23 protein-coding genes are annotated in these 20048 nt (G+C 52.2%); 17 read left to right on the top strand and 6 right to left on the bottom strand.

Features of this window, described 5'->3' with window-relative positions:
- The first annotated feature begins 124 nt into the window (after nt 1-124).
- From QOY30_RS04075 to QOY30_RS04055, 5 genes are all read left to right on the top strand, one after another.
- Entirely contained in the window at nt 125-1546 is a 1422-nt protein-coding gene (locus QOY30_RS04075) for a M48 family metalloprotease (protein WP_283743357.1), read from the top strand.
- Between the two features lie 174 nt (nt 1547-1720).
- Nucleotides 1721-2575 carry an FAD-binding oxidoreductase gene (locus QOY30_RS04070; protein ID WP_283743356.1) on the top strand — a complete coding sequence of 285 codons (855 nt, stop codon included), beginning with the start codon at nt 1721-1723 and terminating at the stop codon, nt 2573-2575.
- 72 nt (nt 2576-2647) lie between these two features.
- Nucleotides 2648-2950, top strand: a complete 303-nt coding sequence (locus QOY30_RS04065) for a hypothetical protein (RefSeq protein WP_283743355.1) — start codon at nt 2648-2650, stop codon at nt 2948-2950.
- A 110-nt stretch (nt 2951-3060) separates the two neighbouring features.
- Nucleotides 3061-3987: a patatin-like phospholipase family protein gene (locus QOY30_RS04060; protein WP_283743354.1), complete on the top strand. Its 927-nt coding sequence runs from the start codon at nt 3061-3063 to the stop codon at nt 3985-3987.
- A gap of 49 nt (nt 3988-4036) precedes the next feature.
- Nucleotides 4037-4669 carry a 3'-5' exonuclease gene (locus QOY30_RS04055; protein ID WP_283743353.1) on the top strand — a complete coding sequence of 211 codons (633 nt, stop codon included), beginning with the start codon at nt 4037-4039 and terminating at the stop codon, nt 4667-4669.
- A gap of 120 nt (nt 4670-4789) precedes the next feature.
- Here QOY30_RS04055 and QOY30_RS04050 read toward each other — a convergent pair whose 3' ends face one another.
- A complete protein-coding gene (locus tag QOY30_RS04050; RefSeq protein ID WP_283743352.1) occupies nt 4790-4951 on the bottom strand; it encodes a hypothetical protein in 162 nt (53 codons plus the stop codon).
- 28 nt (nt 4952-4979) lie between these two features.
- Nucleotides 4980-6437, bottom strand: a complete 1458-nt coding sequence (locus QOY30_RS04045; protein WP_283743351.1) for an NAD(P)/FAD-dependent oxidoreductase — start codon at nt 6435-6437, stop codon at nt 4980-4982.
- A gap of 938 nt (nt 6438-7375) precedes the next feature.
- Between QOY30_RS04045 and QOY30_RS04040 the strand changes: the two genes are divergently transcribed.
- The 3 genes from QOY30_RS04040 to QOY30_RS04030 all read left to right on the top strand — a co-directional run bounded on the left by QOY30_RS04040 (nt 7376) and on the right by QOY30_RS04030 (nt 8621).
- Nucleotides 7376-7594 (top strand): AbrB/MazE/SpoVT family DNA-binding domain-containing protein, encoded by a 219-nt coding sequence (locus QOY30_RS04040; RefSeq protein WP_283743350.1) that lies wholly within the window; start codon nt 7376-7378, stop codon nt 7592-7594.
- Nucleotides 7594-7989 carry a type II toxin-antitoxin system VapC family toxin gene (locus QOY30_RS04035; RefSeq protein WP_283743349.1) on the top strand — a complete coding sequence of 132 codons (396 nt, stop codon included), beginning with the start codon at nt 7594-7596 and terminating at the stop codon, nt 7987-7989. The genes QOY30_RS04040 and QOY30_RS04035 overlap by 1 nt, the downstream gene beginning before the upstream one ends.
- Nucleotides 7990-8279: 290 nt before the next feature.
- Entirely contained in the window at nt 8280-8621 is a 342-nt protein-coding gene (locus QOY30_RS04030) for a hypothetical protein (protein ID WP_283743348.1), read from the top strand.
- 302 nt (nt 8622-8923) lie between these two features.
- On the opposite strand, the gene QOY30_RS04025 is transcribed toward QOY30_RS04030, so the two are convergent.
- On the bottom strand, nt 8924-10843 hold the full coding sequence (locus tag QOY30_RS04025; protein ID WP_283743347.1) for an AMP-dependent synthetase/ligase: 1920 nt from the start codon (nt 10841-10843) through the stop codon (nt 8924-8926).
- A 462-nt stretch (nt 10844-11305) separates the two neighbouring features.
- Here QOY30_RS04025 and pstS point away from each other — a divergent pair, with 462 nt between their 5' ends.
- The 4 genes from pstS to QOY30_RS18080 all read left to right on the top strand — a co-directional run bounded on the left by pstS (nt 11306) and on the right by QOY30_RS18080 (nt 13575).
- Complete coding sequence (gene pstS / locus QOY30_RS04020; protein ID WP_283743346.1) at nt 11306-12352, top strand: phosphate ABC transporter substrate-binding protein PstS; 1047 nt, start codon at nt 11306-11308, stop codon at nt 12350-12352.
- A gap of 511 nt (nt 12353-12863) precedes the next feature.
- Entirely contained in the window at nt 12864-13034 is a 171-nt protein-coding gene (locus QOY30_RS04015; RefSeq protein ID WP_283743345.1) for a hypothetical protein, read from the top strand.
- A gap of 213 nt (nt 13035-13247) precedes the next feature.
- Entirely contained in the window at nt 13248-13343 is a 96-nt protein-coding gene (locus tag QOY30_RS18085; RefSeq protein WP_502958704.1) for a diguanylate cyclase domain-containing protein, read from the top strand.
- Nucleotides 13303-13575 (top strand): diguanylate cyclase, encoded by a 273-nt coding sequence (locus QOY30_RS18080; RefSeq protein ID WP_502958703.1) that lies wholly within the window; start codon nt 13303-13305, stop codon nt 13573-13575. Before QOY30_RS18085 ends, QOY30_RS18080 begins: the two co-directional genes overlap by 41 nt.
- A 298-nt stretch (nt 13576-13873) precedes the next feature.
- On the opposite strand, the gene QOY30_RS04010 is transcribed toward QOY30_RS18080, so the two are convergent.
- The 3 genes from QOY30_RS04010 to QOY30_RS04000 are packed head-to-tail and all read right to left on the bottom strand — an operon-like array spanning nt 13874 to nt 15428.
- A complete protein-coding gene (locus QOY30_RS04010) occupies nt 13874-14308 on the bottom strand; it encodes a hypothetical protein (protein ID WP_283743344.1) in 435 nt (144 codons plus the stop codon).
- Nucleotides 14309-14340: 32 nt separating this feature from the next.
- Complete coding sequence (locus tag QOY30_RS04005; protein WP_283743343.1) at nt 14341-14994, bottom strand: HEAT repeat domain-containing protein; 654 nt, start codon at nt 14992-14994, stop codon at nt 14341-14343.
- Between the two features lie 14 nt (nt 14995-15008).
- On the bottom strand, nt 15009-15428 hold the full coding sequence (locus tag QOY30_RS04000; RefSeq protein WP_283743342.1) for a secondary thiamine-phosphate synthase enzyme YjbQ: 420 nt from the start codon (nt 15426-15428) through the stop codon (nt 15009-15011).
- 158 nt (nt 15429-15586) lie between these two features.
- On the opposite strand from QOY30_RS04000, the gene QOY30_RS03995 reads away from it, so the two are divergent.
- From QOY30_RS03995 to QOY30_RS03975, 5 genes are all read left to right on the top strand, one after another.
- Complete coding sequence (locus QOY30_RS03995; RefSeq protein ID WP_283743341.1) at nt 15587-15931, top strand: HopJ type III effector protein; 345 nt, start codon at nt 15587-15589, stop codon at nt 15929-15931.
- Between the two features lie 97 nt (nt 15932-16028).
- Nucleotides 16029-17441, top strand: coding sequence for an MATE family efflux transporter (locus QOY30_RS03990; protein ID WP_283743340.1), 1413 nt, complete (start codon nt 16029-16031; stop codon nt 17439-17441).
- Nucleotides 17442-17739: 298 nt separating this feature from the next.
- A complete protein-coding gene (locus tag QOY30_RS03985; protein ID WP_283743339.1) occupies nt 17740-18552 on the top strand; it encodes a DUF6279 family lipoprotein in 813 nt (270 codons plus the stop codon).
- A gap of 129 nt (nt 18553-18681) precedes the next feature.
- Nucleotides 18682-18957: a segregation and condensation protein A gene (locus QOY30_RS03980; protein WP_283743338.1), complete on the top strand. Its 276-nt coding sequence runs from the start codon at nt 18682-18684 to the stop codon at nt 18955-18957.
- Between the two features lie 517 nt (nt 18958-19474).
- Complete coding sequence (locus tag QOY30_RS03975; RefSeq protein ID WP_283743337.1) at nt 19475-19888, top strand: hypothetical protein; 414 nt, start codon at nt 19475-19477, stop codon at nt 19886-19888.
- Nucleotides 19889-20048: the final 160 nt, after the last annotated feature.

Here is a 20048-nt window from a genome sequence, read left to right as displayed (position 1 = left end):
ACCTGAAAACCTTTAGAGGCGCGCATTTTGCGTGCCGGACAGCGCGCTGTCCAGAAAGCACACATTTTACAAGGGATTGCAGTCCGTCATGGAACTCAAAAGGGTCAGTGTTATCATATGGTTCATGAAAACGTCCCTTCTTTCCGTACTCTTCACGTTGCCACTCATTGCTTACGCTGACGGTCTGCCGGACCTGGGCGATGTGTCGCAGGAAATAATTTCTCCTCAAATCGAGCGCCAGATCGGCGAACAGAGCATGTTCCAGATTCGCGCCAGCAATACTTATCTGGACGATCCGGAGATCTCCGATTACCTCAATCACCTTGGCGGGCGGCTTGTGGCAAACAGTACCGAACCCGGGGATTCGTTCGAATTCTTCGCCATCAACGACGATGCCATCAACGCCTTTGCATTGCCCGGCGGCTTTGTCGGCGTCAACACCGGGCTGATACTGCTGGCGCAAGACGAGTCAGAACTGGCTTCGGTATTGGGCCACGAAGTCTCGCACGTCACCCAGCATCACTACGCGCGTATGGTCTACGGCCAGCGTTACGATTCGCTTGCCGCGCTGGCCACGCTTGCGGTGGCCATTCTTGCCGCACGCAACAGTCCGGATGCCGCAACCGCCGGTATCGTCGGCGCCCAGGCGGGGACAATACAGCACCAGCTCAACTTTACGCGCCAGAACGAAAGGGAAGCCGACCGCTTCGGGCTCGCCACCCTCGAAAAATCGGGCTTCGACACGCGCGCCATGCCCGCTTTTTTCGAGCGCATGCAGAAAGCCACGCAGCTTGTGGAAGGAAATACGCCCTCCTATCTGCGCACCCACCCGGTCACCCATGAACGTATCGCCGAGGTGGAAAACCGGGTGGAACAAATCCCCTACCATCTGGTACCGGACAGTCTGGATTTCCAGCTGATGCGCTCGCGCATCATCGCCATTCAGAAGCCGCCGCAGGAAGCCGTTGCCTTCTTCGACGAAGCCCTGGGCGCAAAAAGATTCGGCAATCCGATCGCGCACCGTTACGGTCTGGTATTGGCTTTGCTGCGCAACAACCAGCCGCAACGCGCGGAACAGGAATTCGCCATTTTGCAAAAGCAGGCTCCCGTCAACGCAACCATCGAAACGCTGGGTGGACGGATCATACAACTGGAAAAACCGGACAAGGATGTCATTGCCTACTATAGTACCGAACTGAAGAATTTCCCCGAACACCATGCGTTGATCTACGACTATGCAGAAGTGCTGCTGCAGGACCAGCGTTACACCGAAGCACTGAAACTGCTGGACGACCAGGTCAATCGCGACGGCAACGACCCGAAACTTTACGATCTGGAAGCGCGTGCCTATGCCGCGCTGGGCAGGCGCCAGGAAGAGCATCACATGCTGGCCTATCTTCATATCCTGCACGGCGACCTGGCCGGCACGATCGAGCAGCTTGAACTGGCCAAGCAGGCAGGCAACGATTATTACCAGCTCTCCACCATCGAGACCGAGCTCAAGCAGTACCGCGAAATCGCCGCCGCTTACAACAAGAAAAAGTAGGCTGCGACCGGATTCAAGCGTTGAGCGAAAACTGATGGTCTTGGTCGATGCATGACTGATTCGTTACGCCCCAATTGGCGCAACGCCCTAAATGCCCGAGGGCAAACGATCCCGGTGTGCGCGACAGAGCGCGCCTGCCGGCCGGCAATGTTCAATCACTTGAAGGAGAAAGCAATGTTGAATCCAGTTACAGACGGGGCGGGCGACTCAATGATCTATACCGCAAAGCTAGTGAGCTCAAAGCGCATCACGCCGGAAGCTTCGCGGGAAGAAGTCAGGCAAATGGTGTTCAAAACGAATGATCCTTACTTCGACAGCAGGGTGGGCAGTTGCATCCGCGTCCTCGCCCCAGGCCAATACGGCAACCCCTATCACACGCGGCTTTATTCGATTGCCGACACAGACCAGTCCGACGCCGGAGCGCAATTCGAGATTTGCGTTCGCCGCTGTTTCTACATGGACGACGCCAGTGGCGAAGAGTATGGGGGGGTCGCTTCAAACTACCTGTGCAACATGCAACCCGGAAGCGACATCAAATTTTCCGGCCCGGTCGGCTATCCTTTCGTCGTCCCGAAGAATATGGATGCCAACCTGCTGATGATCGGCATGGGTACCGGCATCGCGCCGTTCAGGGGGCTGATCCGCATGATCTACGAACAGTACGGAGGCTGGAAAGGCAAAGTGCGCTTGTTTCATGGCGCGCGTACCGGACTGGAAATGCTTTACCTGAATGATGCCAACAACGATCTGGGCAACTATTTCGACCAGCCGACGTTCAAGGCCTTCCAGGCGGTGAGCCCTCGCCCCGCCTTCAATGCGCCGATCGCCTTGAATCAGGCTATCGAACAAAATGCAGCCGAAGTTTGGGAAATAGTGAACAGCCCGGACAGCCGCGTCTATGTGGCAGGCATGACGCAGATGCTCGGCATGATCGACAATGCAATGACCGGCATCGTCGGTTCCGAGGCGTGGATGACAAAACGCAACGAGTTGGCCACCGAAGGCCGCTGGCTGGAGGTTCTCTACTAACTTGCGCATAGTGCAAAGGTTGCTTGTTCAAACAACTGATCGATATGCACGGAGTAGCGGAGCAATGAAATCGTGACGAGCGCATGGTTCACCAAAAATCTCGGCGATGCGATGTTGGCTGGAGAAGCGTCGTCACAACTCGAAGCGCTCTTCTTGTCAACATACGAAAAATCCGGCAGCTCGGGCAAAATTGCGATTTTCATGCGGCACGAATCGGAAGGGCACCTCCATTGCGAGGTCAAAGTCTACTTCTCGCCCGACGCGGTTGCATTGGCGAAAGCGGTGGATGCCGATCCTTGTGCAAGGCCCTCGCGGGACGGACTGAGTTTGCTTGTCGGTGCTGAAGATGCCTGGCAGGCGCTCTTTCCTGACTGAAGGGACCGCTTCAAAATGGTCCCCAAATGACATGCGCCTGATGTACCGGAACTTGTTTGAACCGGTAGCATCAGCTTTTTTGGCCGAATACCTACCCTTAAATTGAAACCATGAAGATAAATGCATTCGCAGTCCTTTTGTTGCTCGTCACAACAGCTTGTACCAGCCCCAAAATAACGCCACCTCCGCCCGTGGTGGAGCGCCAGCCCGCCAGGATCGCGATCGCATTGGGCGGCGGCGCGGCACGGGGTTTCGCCCACATCGGCGTGATCAAGGCGCTGGAGGCACAGGGCATCTCCGCCGACATCGTCGTGGGCACCAGTGCCGGCTCTGTCGTCGGTGCACTCTATGCGGGAGGACTCAACGGCTTTCAAATTCAGGAACTGTCGATGAACATGAATGAAGACCAGGTTCTCGACGGTTCGGGCATGTATCAATGCGTTGTCGAAACGGTGATCTCCAATAAAAGGGGATGCATCAAGGGGCAAGCGCTGCAGGACTACATCAACAGGAACGTACACGGCCTGCCTATGGAAAAGCTCGGCAAGACCTTTGCTGCTGTTGCCACCAACCTGCGCACCGGTGAGATGGTCGTGTTCCGCTCCGGCAATACCGGCATGGCAGTCCGCGCCTCGTCTTCAGTGCCGGTGTTTTTCGAGCCCGTCACCATCAACGGACAGGAATACGTGGACGGCGGACTGGTCGCGCCCGTACCGGCAAGTGTAGCTCGTTCATTGGGTGCGGATTTTGTCATCGCCGTCGACATTTCAGATCGTCCAGAAGACAAAAGCACGTCAGGCATCACCGATATTCTGTGGCAAACCTTTTCCATTTTTGTGCAGACCATCAATCGCCACGAGCAATCCAGCGCGGATATCGTCATCTGGCCCGTTACCTCCGGCCTGCCCTCGACCGACATAAGTGGCCGCAACAAGGCCGTACTCGAGGGCGAAAAAGCGGTCGCGGCCATCTTGCCGGAACTGAAGGCGAAACTGGCAAAACTCAATGAGACACGCCATGTGGCAGGGATGCCCTAACTGAGCGAAAGAAAGCAGTTTCGCAATTCAAATACCCCGCTCTCTCCCTATGAAAAAAGTCGCCCCGACCAAGCCCGAGATCTCGCTGCTGGAACCGTTTGACGGTCTCACGCTGGAACGCATCCATGTCCCGATGAGCGCTGAAGAGTTTGCCGCAGCCACTGCCGAAATCAAGGCTGCGGGCATCGTTGGCTTCGATACGGAATCCAGGCCAACGTTTGTCACGGGCGATATCAGTGAAGGGCCGCACGTTGTGCAGTTTTCCCTGCACAACAAGGCCTACCTGTTTCAGGTGCACCGAACCGAGGGACTGCCGTACCTGATCGAGCTGTTGCAATCGGCTCAGATCATCAAGGTTGGCTTCGGACTTAAATCGGATAGCGGACAGATCTTTTCAAAACTGGGCGTCAAGTTTGGCGGGGTGGTGGATCTCAATACGGTGTTCCGCATGAACGGCTACCAGAAAGAAATCGGCGTCCGTACCGCAGTGGGATTGGTCTTCAATCAGCGCTTTGCCAAGTCGAAGAAGGCCACGACCTCCAATTGGTCGCAGCCTCAACTCACCCCGCAGCAAATGCTCTACGCGGCAAACGATGCCTACGCGGCGCTCAAAGTGCTGGCGGCACTCAACCTGCCCCGCGAGGATTTGCCCATCATGGGTTTGCGGGCTGAGTCTGATTGATGAAAAAAGCCCGGCGAACCGGGCTTTCACTTTGCTGCTTTCCGAAATCAACAGATCGTGCAGACCTCTGCTCTATCCAGGTCGGCTGCCAAAACTGATTCCAGAATATTGCGACTGTCCTTAATGATGCGATTTGGCAATCAGCTTGAGCATCTTGATGTTGATGGCCACAAACCGGTATAGCTGCCAGATCAGGCACGTCCGCATAAAACGGGTAAATCCGGTTGGCGCCGGCGGATAGTAGGCCTGTTGGTAAGGTTCTCTGTTGGTGATGTTGCCCATGTTCGATTCCTTGTAAATGTATGGTAGATCAATCCGGTATAAACGACCAGCCCGGACGCAGCTTGGCTTGATAGATGAAGGCATGATGCAGCAGGTACTTCATCCAGTGGCCTGCCAGGCCGATTTCGCCGAAGGTCAGGTTGATGTCGCGACCGAATTCCGGATATTTCTCGTAGTCCGGTACAACCGGAAATACGGTCATGGCTGCCGCGGTTCCCTTGAAAATGTGCGATCCGGTGGAAGCAACGCACGCTGCGCCCATTTCAGCCATTGAGGCGGTGTGGGTGGGCTTCTCGGCACCATTCAGCATGTCTCGAATACTCATGGCCACGGCTTTGGCCATGGCGGCCGAGGGCATGCCGGTTCGCGGCGCCGTAGGATTGATTGCGGTTCCATTGGCACTTTGCATCGGCTTGCTGATCAGGTGGGGTGGCGCGAAAGCGATACCGACCGCGAAGATATTGCGATATGCCGGTGTCTGGTAAGTCCTGGGCCAATCCTTTGCACTCCATTCCATGAACGGGCGCTGGGTGTAGTCGGCATCCACCTTCATGAAACCGTTGGGCGCGAACACCTGGCTGGTGATGTCTTCGTCAGCCTTGTTGAACGCTTTCAATCCCACGCCTGCAAAGGGAGGGATCAGCATGGAGAAGTCGAATCCCAGTTCATGGAACTGGCCGTCCATCGTTTCATAATGAATCTTCCCTGCTTCGACTTTCTTGACGTGCGCGCGGGTGATCCATTCGATGCCGCGCTCAACCATCAGCGATTCGGCGAAGGTCTTGCCGTTGGTGATGTATCCGCCGCGCTTGATATGCACGCCGCCCATACCGAAATCGCCCAGCTCATATTCGTTGCTGAGCCAGACGATGCGCGCCTTGTCGCGAACGCCGGCCTCGCGCAGTACATGGTCCACGTTGTAGATATACTCGAACGCGGCGCCCTGGCAGGTGCACATCCCGTGTCCGGTGCCGATTACGATGGTTTTGCGTTCACCCTTGCGCATCGCATCGATGCAGGCCTGCAGTTTATGGTTGGCTTCCTGTGCATGGCCAACCGTGCAAACGGAAACAGTGTGCCCGTGGTCGGGCCCCAGACCTTCGGTAGCGCCAAAATTCAGCTTGGGTCCGGTGGCGTTCACCAGAAAATCGTAAGTGATCTTTTCCTGCACACCGGTCTTGGCCGGATTGGTGTACTCAACCGTGACAAAAGGCATGGCATTTTCCGCATTGCCTTCCGGATGGATCGACAGCGCCTTGGCTTGGCGAAAATCCACATTGGTTTTGCCGTACAACTCGGCGAGGTCAAAAGTGACATCTTTCTCGGTCATCTGGCCCACACCCACCCAGATATTGGAGGGTATCCAGTTCCACTTTGAATTTGGCGAAACCACAACGATTTCGTGCTGCTTGCCTACCCATTTATTGAGGTATCTGGCGGCGGTATGCCCGGCTATACCCGCGCCCAGAATTACGATTCGCGACATTTTCTCTCCTTCTGCAATTCTCCAAATTCAAACAAGCAACTACTTGAATTTGTAACTTTAAGATGTTGTGTTACGGGTCAAGGAATTCAAAAACATGCAGCCCATCCGACGCAAGATCACAATCACCGTGGCCGCTGAAAAGACCAAGCTGATGCCCTACAGCCGAACTGTTTGGCAATAGCCGCAACCGTGATTGTTTTTATCCAGAGGATGACCAACAAAAAACTGTCCGTAGACCCACCGCGCTGATGCTGTATTTCTCTTACAGAGAACATCATAATATAAGCGTATTCTAATAATCAACCATTATCCAGACAACGCCCAGGCATTGGAGTAGCATAAAAGTGCAGTTTCTTCCTTAACCACTAATAAGGAGTCGAATCATGCCCAAGACACATCATTCCAGCAGGGACATCAAGAAGAAGCCTTTGTTATCGCCAAAGGAAAAAAGAATGGCCAAAAATGCGAAAAAGCATAGCCACGATACGCAGCCTCTAATCACTCCCGTTACCACGCATTGATCGTCAGAGTTTGGCGTAAGACAACAACGTTGAAGGGTCGGCATCGCAATAGTTTCGGCAGTTAACCGCCACCGAGATTAAATCCGGTGCTGGCCTTTTCAATTTCAGGTATCCGTAATCTGCGGTTGAGTTTGGTCAAGAGCCATTCAGCATGCAATTTTGCGTTCGTGTTGATTTGCTACGATTATGAATCGTCTCAGTTGTGCCATCGTAACTTCACATATATCAAATTGAACGAGCGGTATTGATTGCGCAACGGACATAGCCGAGTAACATGTTGGACATCCCGTAGTCGGCCAGAAACAACCGGTCGCGAATCTTCTCCATTGCAGACGTTCAGATACGGCATTTCTTGCCAATTGCATTTTTATTGCATCCTTACTAGAATTCGATATGTAAGGATTAAAGGAGTTTGAGATGACAACCGATGCAACACTTACCAGCAAGGGCCAAACGACAATTCCAAAGGAAATCCGGGATAGGCTTCACATGAAGGCCGGAGACCGAATGACCTTCACGTTGATGCCTGATTCTACCGTCGTCATGCGAGTGAAAAGCAAAAGCGCTGCCGACCTGGCAGGCATGCTGCACAAGAAGGGACGGAAGCCTGTTCCTATTGAGCAATTGTCACGCTAATGCTTGGAATTGACACCAACGTCCTCGTTCGTTTTTTGGTTCGAGACGACGAAACCCAGTTTGAGAAGGCTCGCAAGCTGATCAGGCGTGAAGTTGCGGCAGGTCGCAGCGTTTTCGTAAACCAATTTGTTCTCATGGAAACCGAATGGGTGTTACGTAGCCGATATACCGTACCCAAGAATCAGATCATCGAAGCCATTTCCGGCTTGCTCGATGCGACCGATATTCAATTTGAAAATGAGCCGACCGTTGAGAAGGCTCTTTTCATGTGGAAAGATACAAATGCCGACTTTGCTGATTGCCTGATTGGCGCAAAGAATCGACATCTAGGATGTCGATCAACAGCGACCTTCGACGTAAAGGCTTCTCATTTGCCAGGCTTTATTGCTGCCTAACATATGGCCCCGCTTCCCGCAGTACAAGAGACGCTCGCACGTATGATGGTCGCAAGGCAAAAATCGGCCAATTTCGGCCCTTCAGTAATCCAGTCTAAACAGGTAGTCAACAAATCGCGATGCATGCAATACAACAAGGTAGTGCTAGAACGGTTTTCCTTGTCTTAGTGGCATGCGCAGCCTTGTTCGTTTGGTTTACGAGCCTTGGATTGCCGGAGGTTGCGGCATCACATTTTGTGGGCTCTGGTGCTGCGAACGGATTTATGACGCGGGGTTCTTACGAGAGTTTCATGCTGCTGTTTGTCGTTGTCCTTCCCCTGGTGCTTGTCTTTGTTCCAACCATCAGTTTAAACAACCCTAAAGCCGGTATCAGGCTACCAAACAAAGAGTACTGGTTAGCTCCTGAAAGACAGGCAGAAACTATAGAGTTTCTGCGGCAGCACATGGCCCGGTTCGGTTCTATGTTGGTTGTATTTCTCTGCTATATACATTGGCTGGTTATTCGAGCCAACACCCTAGTGCCACCGCGAATGCCGGCCTCATGGGTTATCGGCGGGATCGTTGTCTTCGTGATTAGCGCCCTGATATGGACAAACATGCTGCTTCGACATTTTAAAAATGTGCCTCGTTAACAACTGTTGTGTATCTTGCTTTCCACAAAAAAGGAAGAACGCTTTTCGTGAAGTAGTCATATCTCCTATGAGTAGAACTGCAACCGTTCGCTGCTAAGATAGGCAAAGGTCGCTGTGGCCGATTGTGTTGAAAGACTCTTTTTTCGCATCCCTCGAAAATTTTTCGAACTGCAGCAGCATTTGTAAATCGCGCTTGCTTGTCCATAGTGATGCAGCTTATTGGTTCATGGTTGAGTTTAAGTGTGGCTACCCGATTTGACGAAGTGACTGTCAGATTAAGTCGCGACTACTACAATTAAACTTTAGTCATTGTCTTTCACTTGCCATTTTTTCAAAGCTTCCACATTCATTTTGTTAATAATGCTTTTTGCTTCAGATGTGTATAAAAATTCCAGTTCAGACTTAAAGTACTCAGTAATTTTTCCGCGCACCATTTTCATGGTCGAGTTAAGCAATTGATTTTGCGGCGTGAATGCTTCAGGCAAGATGACAATGGTGGAGGGAAGCCAGCGCTCTGGAAATGAATATGCAAACTTACCCCCTGATTTATAGGCATCCACTTCATGCTGGATAATTCTTAGGGCTTCATTCAATGCTTCATCCGTTCCGGGTTGCAAACCGCGTTTTTCAATTTCACGATTAATTGCAGGCATGTTGGGTACAATCATTCCGGAGGTGTATGCATTCTGGTTATTGAAAAGCATACATTGATCAATGTACGGCGATTGTTCAATCAAGGCTTCTTCGATTCCTTCAGGACTGTATTTTTCGCCGTCGCTTCCTATCAGCAGACTTTTAAACCGGCCCAGAACATGCAGGAAACCGTCGCTATCCATAAAACCCCTGTCGCCGGTGTATAGCCACCCATCCCTAAGTGTTTCAGCTGTCGATTTAGGGTTATTCCAGTATCCAAGCATCACGTTATCGCCTCTTACAACGATTTCTCCTATCTCGCCTTGTGGTAGCTGATTGTTATCCGGATCGCAGATTTTCAGGTCAAGATTTTTGACCAATCGCCCGGACGTGCCGAATTTGATCGCATCGGGCACATTGGAGGAAATGCAGGGGGCCGCTTCGGATAAGCCATAACCTTGGCACATCGGGATTCCAAGGGCATAGAAAAACCGTTGCAATTCAACATCAAGTAAGGCGCCGCCACCAATAAACAATTCGAGTTTGTTTCCAAAGCTTTCGCGAATTTTACTGAACAGGATTTTATCGTATAGCCACAATAGTGGTTTATAAACGGCCACTGCACCGGGGTTCCGCTTCCATCCTGACCCGTGGTATTCGTAGGCTATTTTCAGGGCGTGTTTGAAGAGTATTTCTACAGCCGGTCCTTTCTTCCTGATTTCGGCCTCAATACCTTTCCTGAAATTTCTTGCAACAGCTGGAACGCTCATCAGAATATTTGGCTGAATTTCCTTTATATTTTTTGGGATGTTTTTCAGGGTTTCCGCAGATGTCTTACCTATTTCAAGCGATGCAACACTTGCCCCGTTGTACATGAAACAATACAAACAGACGGTATGTGCAAACGCGTGATCCCAGGGGAGAAATGCCAGTGTTTTACAGTCTTCCTGAACGCTCATTAAGGTGTCTGCCTGTAACACATTCGCCACATAATTCAGGTGCGAGAGCATTATTCCTTTTGGATCGGATGTCGTTCCTGAGGTGTATGAAATATTGGCAACATCGTTGGGTTGAATATTTTGGCAAATGGCCTCAAACTTTTCTTTGCTTGTCTTTAGGAATTCAACGCCTAAATCCAAAACCTGATCGTAAGAATAGTCATTCAAGCCTGAAGATTCTTTTCCGTCCAAGTAAATTACTATCTCGAGATCAGGCAACTCGCTCCGGATTTCTTCTACTTTTGCAGTCTGACCTTTTGAAACGATAATTATTTTGCATCCTGAATGCAGCAATCTGAATTTGAATTCAGCAATTGAATCGAGCTTAACCGACAATGGAACATTAATACCGCCGGCATAAAGAATTCCTAGTTCTGAAATAATCCACGCATTGCGGCCCTCTGAAATCAATCCTACACGATCACCTTTCTGAAGACCAAGAGCCGTTAATCCCGCACCAAACTTATATACGAAATCATATGTTTGCTTATACGTAGTTCCCTCATATTTACCGTTTTGCTTTTCCCACAGGTAAATGTTGTTTGAAAATTTTGCAACACTGGCTTCAAACAGTTTGGTAATTGTTTTCATAGCGTAAAGATCAGAATTCAAAGGTACGCTCTTCGTAGGTTGCCAGTACATGACTGGACAAAATGGAACGGGACGCAGGAAATATCTCGGTTAGATTGTTTGAATTATATTGAGAAGGTATTTCTGTCAGGTTACAACGAGTCACTTCTCGGCCAGACAAGGAGACGCTGATAATTTCCGAAACGGTCCTCGGTTGAATCTGCCGGAAGGCGCGCTATTCATTTTGTTGTACTCACGCTTTTAACCCACAATGGTTAATTCGGCTTTCCAGAAATCGAACATTCCGACCGTATAGAGACTTTCCTTGCGTCATATTTCTCCACACCCTGGCAGAACACTGTCCAATAAGTCCAATATATTCTTGCTATTCAATGAGTAGTAATTCTGCAATGAAATTGCAATAGGATGTACTTCGTTAACAAAGAGCATCCAAACGAACCATCACTGCTAGAGAAACCCAAAATGAGCATCCTGAAACGTATCCTTGTCAGCATCGGTCTGTACTCCACTCTATTGTCTGCTGTCGTTGCATACGCAATCGACATCAACGGCGCAGGTGCAACCTTCCCCTCTCCGATCTACTCCAAGTGGGCAGAAGGCTACTCGAAACAAAGCGGAACCGGCTTGAATTACCAATCCATCGGATCCGGTGGCGGTATCAAACAGATCCAGGCCAAAATCGTGGACTTCGGTGCAAGCGATGCACCGATGAACCCGAGTGAATTAACGGTCTCAGGACTGACCCAATTCCCAACCGTGATCGGCGGCGTAGTTCCAGTCGTCAATATTGATGGCGTCGACCCCGGCCAATTGAAGCTGGACGACAAAATACTGGCCGACATCTTCCAAGGCAAAATCACTAAATGGAATGACAGGCGTATCATTGCAGATAATCCAAGTCTCGCTTTACCGAATGAAACTATCAACGTGATGTACCGCCAAGATGGTTCCGGCACAACATTCATCTTTACCACCTATCTCTCCCAAATCAGCCCGGACTGGAAGAATAGCGTAGGAGCAGGCAAGGCCGTGAAATGGCCCGTCGGCACCGGTGGCATGGGGAACGATATCGTCGCTTCTTATGTGGGCCGCATTAAAAATTCTATCGGATATGTGGAATATGCCTACGTTTTACAGAATAAGATGGCTTACACCCAACTGAGGAATCGCGACGGTTATTTCGTTTCGCCTACCGATGCAAGTTTCAAGGCTGCCGCTGCTAATGCCCAATGGGATGCCAACAAAGGGTTCTATGAAATTCTGACCAACGAACCGGGCACCGATAGCTGGCCTATCACTGGCGCCACCTTTATCCTAGTCTACAAATCTGCGGAAAAAGCTGAAAGAACGAAGGAAGTGTTGAAATTCTTCGACTGGGCATTTGCCAACGGCGACAAGCTGGCTTCCGAGCTGAATTACGTGCCACTGCCAGCCAAACTTAAGACCATGATCTACAGCGCATGGAAATCTCAAGTAAAAGACACATCCGGCAAAGCACTTTGGAATTAAGGTGCGGACACTATTGATTCGGCAATAATATATTGGACTTATTGGACAGTCTTTTGACAAAGCGTGCATGGAAATAAGATGCAAGGAAACTCCCGATGCATCTGTTATGTTCTCAATCCTTATTCACGCGGTGAATCAAGGTTTAGATTATGAAGAAATGCGCAAAGGGCAGAATATGCAGATAAACCCTTAGATTCACGTACCTCCTTGAATTACGTAATCCGCAGTTATTCGCAATTATGTGCCCTCAATAGGAGAATCCTATGGTAGGCAAAATTAAGGCCGCGCGTGATCTAGCCATCAAAAGACGGTATATATATCCATCGTAAAGATGTAACAAACCAGGGCTAGATTTTTATGCCTGCCAGTAGCGTATCGTTCACTTTTGCTGGCTGGAATTATTCAGTGAATTGGTATTGTCCTTTTTCGTATTGATTGCGCTATTGGGTTCACAAGGGGAAGATTGAATTATCTGTGCCGGTTGTATTTTTTTATTCTGAAGGAAAACGCCATGAGTAGTCAGATACAAGACATTTGGAGTCGTTTTGACGAGCTGATTAAGAATGCTGAAACGCCCGAGGCGCGAATGATCGGTGAAACAACTAAACTACAAACCATGTTGTTGAATCTTCGACTTGCGCCGATTGAACATTTACTTGAAAAAATTCCCGGAAAGGGATGATAGAAATATCAGCCAAACTGCGGAGATCATCATCAATTCCTGTATCAAAGACAACGGGAAAGCGACTCTTTGGCTGATATTGTTGAATACATTTTTGTTTTTTTAAAATAGGGGAATAGAAGTTTCTGATCATGAAAATGAGTGGCGTACTTCTTTCTAAAAGCAACTGTATAAAGGAGTTATTCATGCAAGATATATATGTAGCACGATCAGATATTAACTGCGCTTGCAAATCTTGTACAAGATAACATTAAGCACAAAGATTATTTTGGTCGCTTCGGAGGGGAAGAATTCATCATTATTGCTTAGCGATACTTCTCACTCGAAATGCCTTAGCATGGCAAGCAATCTTCTTTCCATAATTGAGGAAGCTGAGTTGGCTAATGATGGCGAATCAAGAATATCAATCACTATCAGCATCGGACTCACTGAAGTGAATAGAAATGAAAAGTTCGAGGACGTCTACAAGCGGGTAGACAAGCTTCTTTACACGGCAAAGCAGAATGGTCGAAATCGCATTGAGTGTGATCTAATAATTTGATGACATTGAAATCCCCTGACGGTCTGCTTCGGGTCGTAGAAGTGAATATCAGCATTGCATTTTCACTGCCCGATAGACTCTGTCGTCACAGACTGCATTGGGTTAGGAAGAGTCTTTCAAACTCACCAATTTTCATCGAATTGAACGTCCCCTACTTGACGTGAAGCGGCCCCTCAGATTCTCCACCTCAAAGGTCAGGTGTGGGTTGCGATTTGAGATGCTCATCACAAATCTAAATCAACCGCAAATTACGGATACCCTTAATTTTGAATTTGCACAGATCAGCCAGACACAATAATCAGCTATGCCGCCCCTTGTAGCATAGTGCCGCGGCATGAACGACTTGCGAATACGGAATCTCCGCCAGGTCATCCCAGTTCCGGATCGCGCTTTCCAACAACGCGTCCACATTGGCTACCTCGTCGTTGTCATTCAGGACGAACTGCAATCCTTTCAATCCGCCGCATTGAACGCGCATTTCCTGTGCATGCGACAAAACATCGTCGTCATGCACCTTTCCCAGCGCAAAGGCAAAGCTATGCCGCAAATGGACGTGCAATTCCGTACAGCGCGAAAGGCTGGCCGCATTCTGGCAAGTGACGACTTCACGCTCGGCGATCTGCACCCGATCCGAGCGCTCGCAGCCAACGCAGCGGGTCAGCACAGACTTCCCGAACGTACAGGGCCGCTCAATCGCCTCGGCCAGCTTCTGTCGGAAAGCACTCTCGTCCATGAGTTCTGGTTATCCCCGGTTCAGGGTTTGCATTACGATTTCGCGTGTTTCTTCGCCAGCTTTTCCATCGCCTCTTCGGCTATTTCCTGCACTTCTTCATGGGCATCCTTGAGGCAGGCTTCAACATAAGGGCGGGCGGTAACGCTGCCGGTGAGGCCGAGCAGATAGCACGCATCGGCACGCACGCGATGGTCGGAGTGGAAAGTCAATTCGGCCAGTTGCGGCAACAGTGCCTGCAGTTCAGGCATATTGGCATAGGCTTCCAGCAGTGCGCTGACGCCGAGACGCACCGAGATATTGGCTTCGGGGTTGGTAACGATAGCGAGCAGCGGCTTCAGGCGCTGCGTATCCCCGGAGATGAATGCCACGGCCTGCTTGTAGCCGCCTTCTTTCAGCAGATGCTCGACGTAATGCGCAGTCCCTTCGTCCCCGCTCGCCCACTCGGCCCATTGCCTGAGTTCGGCCATGCTTTGCGCGCCGGTGAGCGTGAAAGAACCCAGGCGCAACCACGGGGCGCCGCGCACGTCATATTCCGCAGCCTGCTCGGGATGCGCCGCGATATTGACTACCGTCAGTTTTCCAACCTGCGACTGCTTCACCAGTTCGCTCAACGCCTGCAACACGGAAGGACAATGCGTGCAGACCGGAGTGATAAAAAGCAGGGCATCTGGGGGCGTAGGGGACATGGCTGATCCTTAAGTTATTCACCTTGCACAGTGACTATGATACGCCGACTGCCGCCGTGGTTCCTGTGTTCGCACAGGTATATCCCTTGCCATGTCCCCAGTTTTAGCCGCCCGTCGCTGACCGGGATGTTCAGACTGCTGCCCAGCAAGCTGGACTTGATATGCGCGGGCAGGTCGTCCGTACCCTCGTCCTGGTGACGGTAATAGTGTTCATCCTCCGGCACCGCGCGGTTGAAGTAGCTCTCGAAATCCTGACGCACTGTGGGGTCGGCGTTCTCGTTGATGGTCAGCGATGCGGAGGTGTGCAGGATGAAAACGTTCATCAGGCCGATCCTGACATTACCCAGTTCGGGCAGTTCGCGCAGCACCTCATCGGTGACCAGATGGAAGCCGCGCGGCTTCGGTTTCAGGTGTATCTCTCTTTGCAGCCACATGGTGATCGAGCGTCCGGATTGAAGGTCATCGCATTATCTCAAACTTCAGCTGCCATGCCGGATACCGGTACGTGCGCCCGGAACAATCAGGAAGATAGCGCATGACGGTATACTGACAATAGAATACCTGTTTCCTTTCAATTATCCCGTTACCGCTCATGAAACAATTCCTGCAGACTCTTGAAACCGCACCCGACGGCATCAATTTCAACGCCACCATCTCGGTGATCGATGCGCATTACGATTTCACCCCCACCGCGTTCCGCAATGGCGACCTGCAAAATGAAGCCGGACAGAACAACGGTTCCTGCAAGGTCTTCTCTTTCGCCAGGCTGCATCGCCTGACGGCAGAGCAGACCCTGCATTGCTTCGGCGCCTATTACCGCGAAGATGTGCTCAAGCATCCGCAAGGCACCGACCATCAGAACATCCGCAATTTCATCAAGACCGGCTGGGAAGGGATAGTTTTTCAGGGCGATGCGCTGACGCTGAAGAAACGATAAGCTGTAATGATAAATCGATGCTGAGGGGTTTAATCCTGCACCGCGACATCCATGAAAACGCCGGGCAAGTTCCCTCTCCCAGTGGGAGAGGGGTAGGGTGAGGGATGACTCCTTGAATACTCACCCTATCGCCATAGTTCTCTCCATAACCAATAACCCCGACATGCACCCCGCCTCCTCGACCCGCGAACTGATCCACCTCGGCTGGCCCATGCTGGTCGCGCAGCTGGCGATGATGGCCAATGCCGTCATCGACACTGCGATGGCCGGGCGACTGACCGTCATCGACCTGGCCGCAGTCGGCATCGCCGCATCCATCATGGCCACCATCCTGATGTCGCTGATCAGCGTGCTGCTTGCCGTGCCGCCCATCATCGCCCACTTGCACGGTGCGGGACAGCGCGCCGAGATCGGGCGCGAGATACACCAGGGCATCTGGATATCGCTAGCGCTCGCACTCGTGGCGATCCTGCTACTGCGTTTTCCCGGGCCGATCATTGCCATCTCGCATTTGCAGCCCGCAGTGGAAACCAAAGTGCGCGCCTATCTGGCCGCGTCGGCCTGGGGCGTGCCCGCTGCCTTCGCCCTGCGCTTGTTCTTCGGCCTTTCGACGGGAATCAAGCGCCCGCGTCCGGTGATGTTCTTCAACCTGCTGTCGCTGGCGATCAAGGTGCCGCTGAACGCGCTGTTCATGTTCGGCCTGTTCGGCTTTCCGGAGATGGGCTCAACGGGTTGCGCGGTGGCGACGGCGCTGGATGCCTGGCTGATGGCCGCCTTCGCTTGGGGCTGGTGCCTGAACAACCCGCGATACGCGGAGTTCGGGTTGCGCAGACGCATCACCGCACCGGACTTCGCCGCCATACGCGAATTCCTCAAGCTCGGCCTCCCCATCGGCCTGACGTTCATCGCGGATGTGACCGCGTTCACCTTCATGGCGCTGTTCATCGCGCGCCTGGGCCCCGTCGTTTCCGGCGCGCACCAGATCGCCGCGAATCTCGCGGCACTGGCATTCATGATCCCGCTCTCGCTGGGCAATGCCACCTCGGTGCTGGTCGGCCAGGCACTCGGCGCCGGACAACCGCAGCGCGCCCGCCACATCTGCTGGGAAGCGATACGCTTCGGCATGTCGATCGCGATCGTGCTGTGCCTGACACTCTGGCTGGGCGCGCCGTACATCGCCGCGTTCTACACCAACGACCTTCAGGTACAGGCGATCGCGATCCCGCTGATCGTGATGGTCGGCCTCTACCATCTGGGCGACGCGATGCAAGCCATCACCGTTAATGCCCTGCGCGGCTATAAGAAGTCAGTGGTGCCGATGGTGATCTACACCATCACGCTCTGGGTGCCGGGTCTGGGCGGCGGCATCGCGCTGGGGCTCACGAATTTCTTCGGCCCCGCCCGCGGTGCACCCGGATTCTGGCTCGCCGCGATAGCCAGCATCTGGCTGGTCGGCGGCATGATGGCGCTTTACCTGAATTCCACTTCCAGAAAACATTGCGCCCGTTAGGGCTGCCGGTTTCGCCGCGGTGTCGGCGACAGGAGTACAGTGTTACCAGCAAGATGGAATCGCGACCACGCACGATCTGCGGCATGCTGCCCTAAAACAGACCAACGCTCACCCGTCCAATTCGAAAATGAATATCTGCAAATTATTGATCGGGCACTGTGAAGTATTAACACCGTTCGGGCTGAGCCTGTCGAAGCCCATTCACCTTTCGACAAGCTCAAGGCGAACGGACTTCAGACTTTACCGTGCCGGATCAATATTCATCATTCTCGTCCTGCTCTGCTGCAGCGGTTGCAGCATGGTTACCCTTGGCTACAATCACGCCGACTGGATACTGCGCTACTGGATCAACGGTTACACCTCGTTCAGCACTTCACAGAAAGAACAGATCCATCTCGAGGTCGACAACTACTTGCGCTGGCATCGCAAGAACGCACTGCCGGGATACATCGCGTTCCTGCAGGATGTGGATGCGACGGTCAATCGGGAATCAGGCATGACGGTCGCCGACGTCATGCGCCTGAGAGCCGAAAGCGGAAGGCTATATCAATTGACCATGGAACCGATGATCCGGCCCGCCGCACACATCCTGAGCACATTGGACAGAGACCAGATAACGGAGCTTGCGTACACGCTTGCAGAACGAAGCCGCAAACAAAGACAAAAGATGCTTGATGGCAGCGACCAGGAGATGCTAAATGACCGTGCGGAGAGACATGTGGAACTCGTGGAGAAAATGGTCGGCAACCTGAGCTCCGCGCAGGAAAAGGCGATCACCGAGATGAGCCTGCACATACCGTTTGCCTCAAGAGCCTACATCGAGCAGCGGGAAGCCAAACAGGCCAGTTTGATTGCCCTGTTAAGAGACAAGGCCGGCGAAGACAGGATCGCCGCATTGTTCCGGCAATGGCTCGTCACGCCTGAAACGTCCAGAACACCGCAACAGCAGCAAGCCATCGCCGCTTACGAAAACGCCATGAATGAAATGACAGTCCGGATAGCGGCAACGCTCACAACGCGGCAGAAGCAACACCTGTCTGAAGAAATAGCGTCCTACATCGACGATTTCAGGAAACTCAATTCGAAAGTTGAAACCGCAAGCATCAAATGACGCATCGATCTGCCTCTGTGCACTCCAAGCGTCAATCCACACGACGACAATTGCCCGAAAAAATAATTTGGACCCAACCCCGTCAATTCCAGTAAAGTTATTTCCTGCAATTCACTCCGGTATATATCCATGAACACAGAAGAGTTAAGCAAAGAACAACAGATCCTGCGCCTGATGCGGAAGACACTGGGCAATGTTGTCAGAGACGTCACACCGCTCGGCGGACGTGCCAACCCGCTGACGGATAGCACCATCCAGGACATCAAGGATTGTTTCGGCCTGATCTCGGAACGGGAAAAAGAACTGGCCGAGAAACTCAACTTCGACCAGGCCAAACCCTACTACGCGGATGGCGAGCAACCGAACTCGAACGTCATCAGCTTCGTGAAACCATCCAAAGAGTAGGTCAAATTTCGTTTCCTCTCCCGCAGGCGGGATAACCAGCGACCAGGCTGCAGTTGTTTGCAAACTAGTCGTATGGTTATAACCAATGACTTGGCAGCCTGCTGCCTTATTGATCCGGCACGCTTTGAACCTAATTGCCGTTCGTGCTGCACCCGCAAGGGGTAGGCCGTGGCTGTAAGGGGCATTCGCCCCAACAGCACACGCACAGCCTGTCGAAGCACAAGAATCCATTCACATTTCGACAAGGCCTTTAGTCCTGAGCTCAGTCGAAGGGTCAATGCGTACGGATTCTCGGATAAAGAGTGCCGGATCAATAGTCAGATGGCTAATAGTTTCATCAGTAGTTTCATCAGAGGGCCGGGTGTGGGACGCCTGGCTGCAACTTCAACCAGTCAGCTTCCGCGCCCCGTATCACAGCAAACGGCATGGCGAGCCTCAGCATTCCTGCGCTTTCGCTCCCCTTATATCAATTAGTTATTTTGATGTAACAAACAAGTATTTCCACGACATATGACACATGGCTAGACTTTGCAGCAAGTTGAATGACTCAACTGCTCAACCACAAAAAGGAAGGTGTCATATGTCCACGCTGAAAGACAGATTCGAAAATGTACCCGATAACTGGAAGGTTCTGCGCCTCGCGGCGGGAGACACACCGCACGGCGTCAAGCTGCCGGTCGGGCCGGTGCTGGTGCCGCTGGCGGTATGGCGCGCACGCCGCGCCGAGCTGATCCGCCGCGAGTACGACCATGGCTGGCCGCTCGGCGTCTGGCTGGGTGCCGAGGAAAGCGCAGCGGCCATCGAGCACGACATCGATGACTTCACCGTCATCGGCGTCGAGCCCGACAAGAACGGCAGCCGTTACCTCGGCGTGTGGCAGGCGCTCGAAAATTTCGGCTATCGCGGTGCGCTCACTGCCACGCCGGCGTAACGGGACGACCATGGCGCGGGCAAACTGCCCCGCACCGCCGTTTACGGTTGCAACTTACGCTGATGAAACGGTGCACAAGGAGGCGGGGCAAAGCCCAAGGAGAAGGTGCCGCTCTATACCTGTACCCATGGGAAGAAGAACGGCGGTGTCGATACCGCCG

It is taken from the genome of Sideroxydans sp. CL21, assembly GCF_902459525.1.
GTDB lineage: Bacteria > Pseudomonadota > Gammaproteobacteria > Burkholderiales > Gallionellaceae > Sideroxyarcus.
The sequence above is the reverse complement of the archived record's forward strand: the minus strand, read 5'-3'. Positions and strand labels throughout refer to the sequence as shown.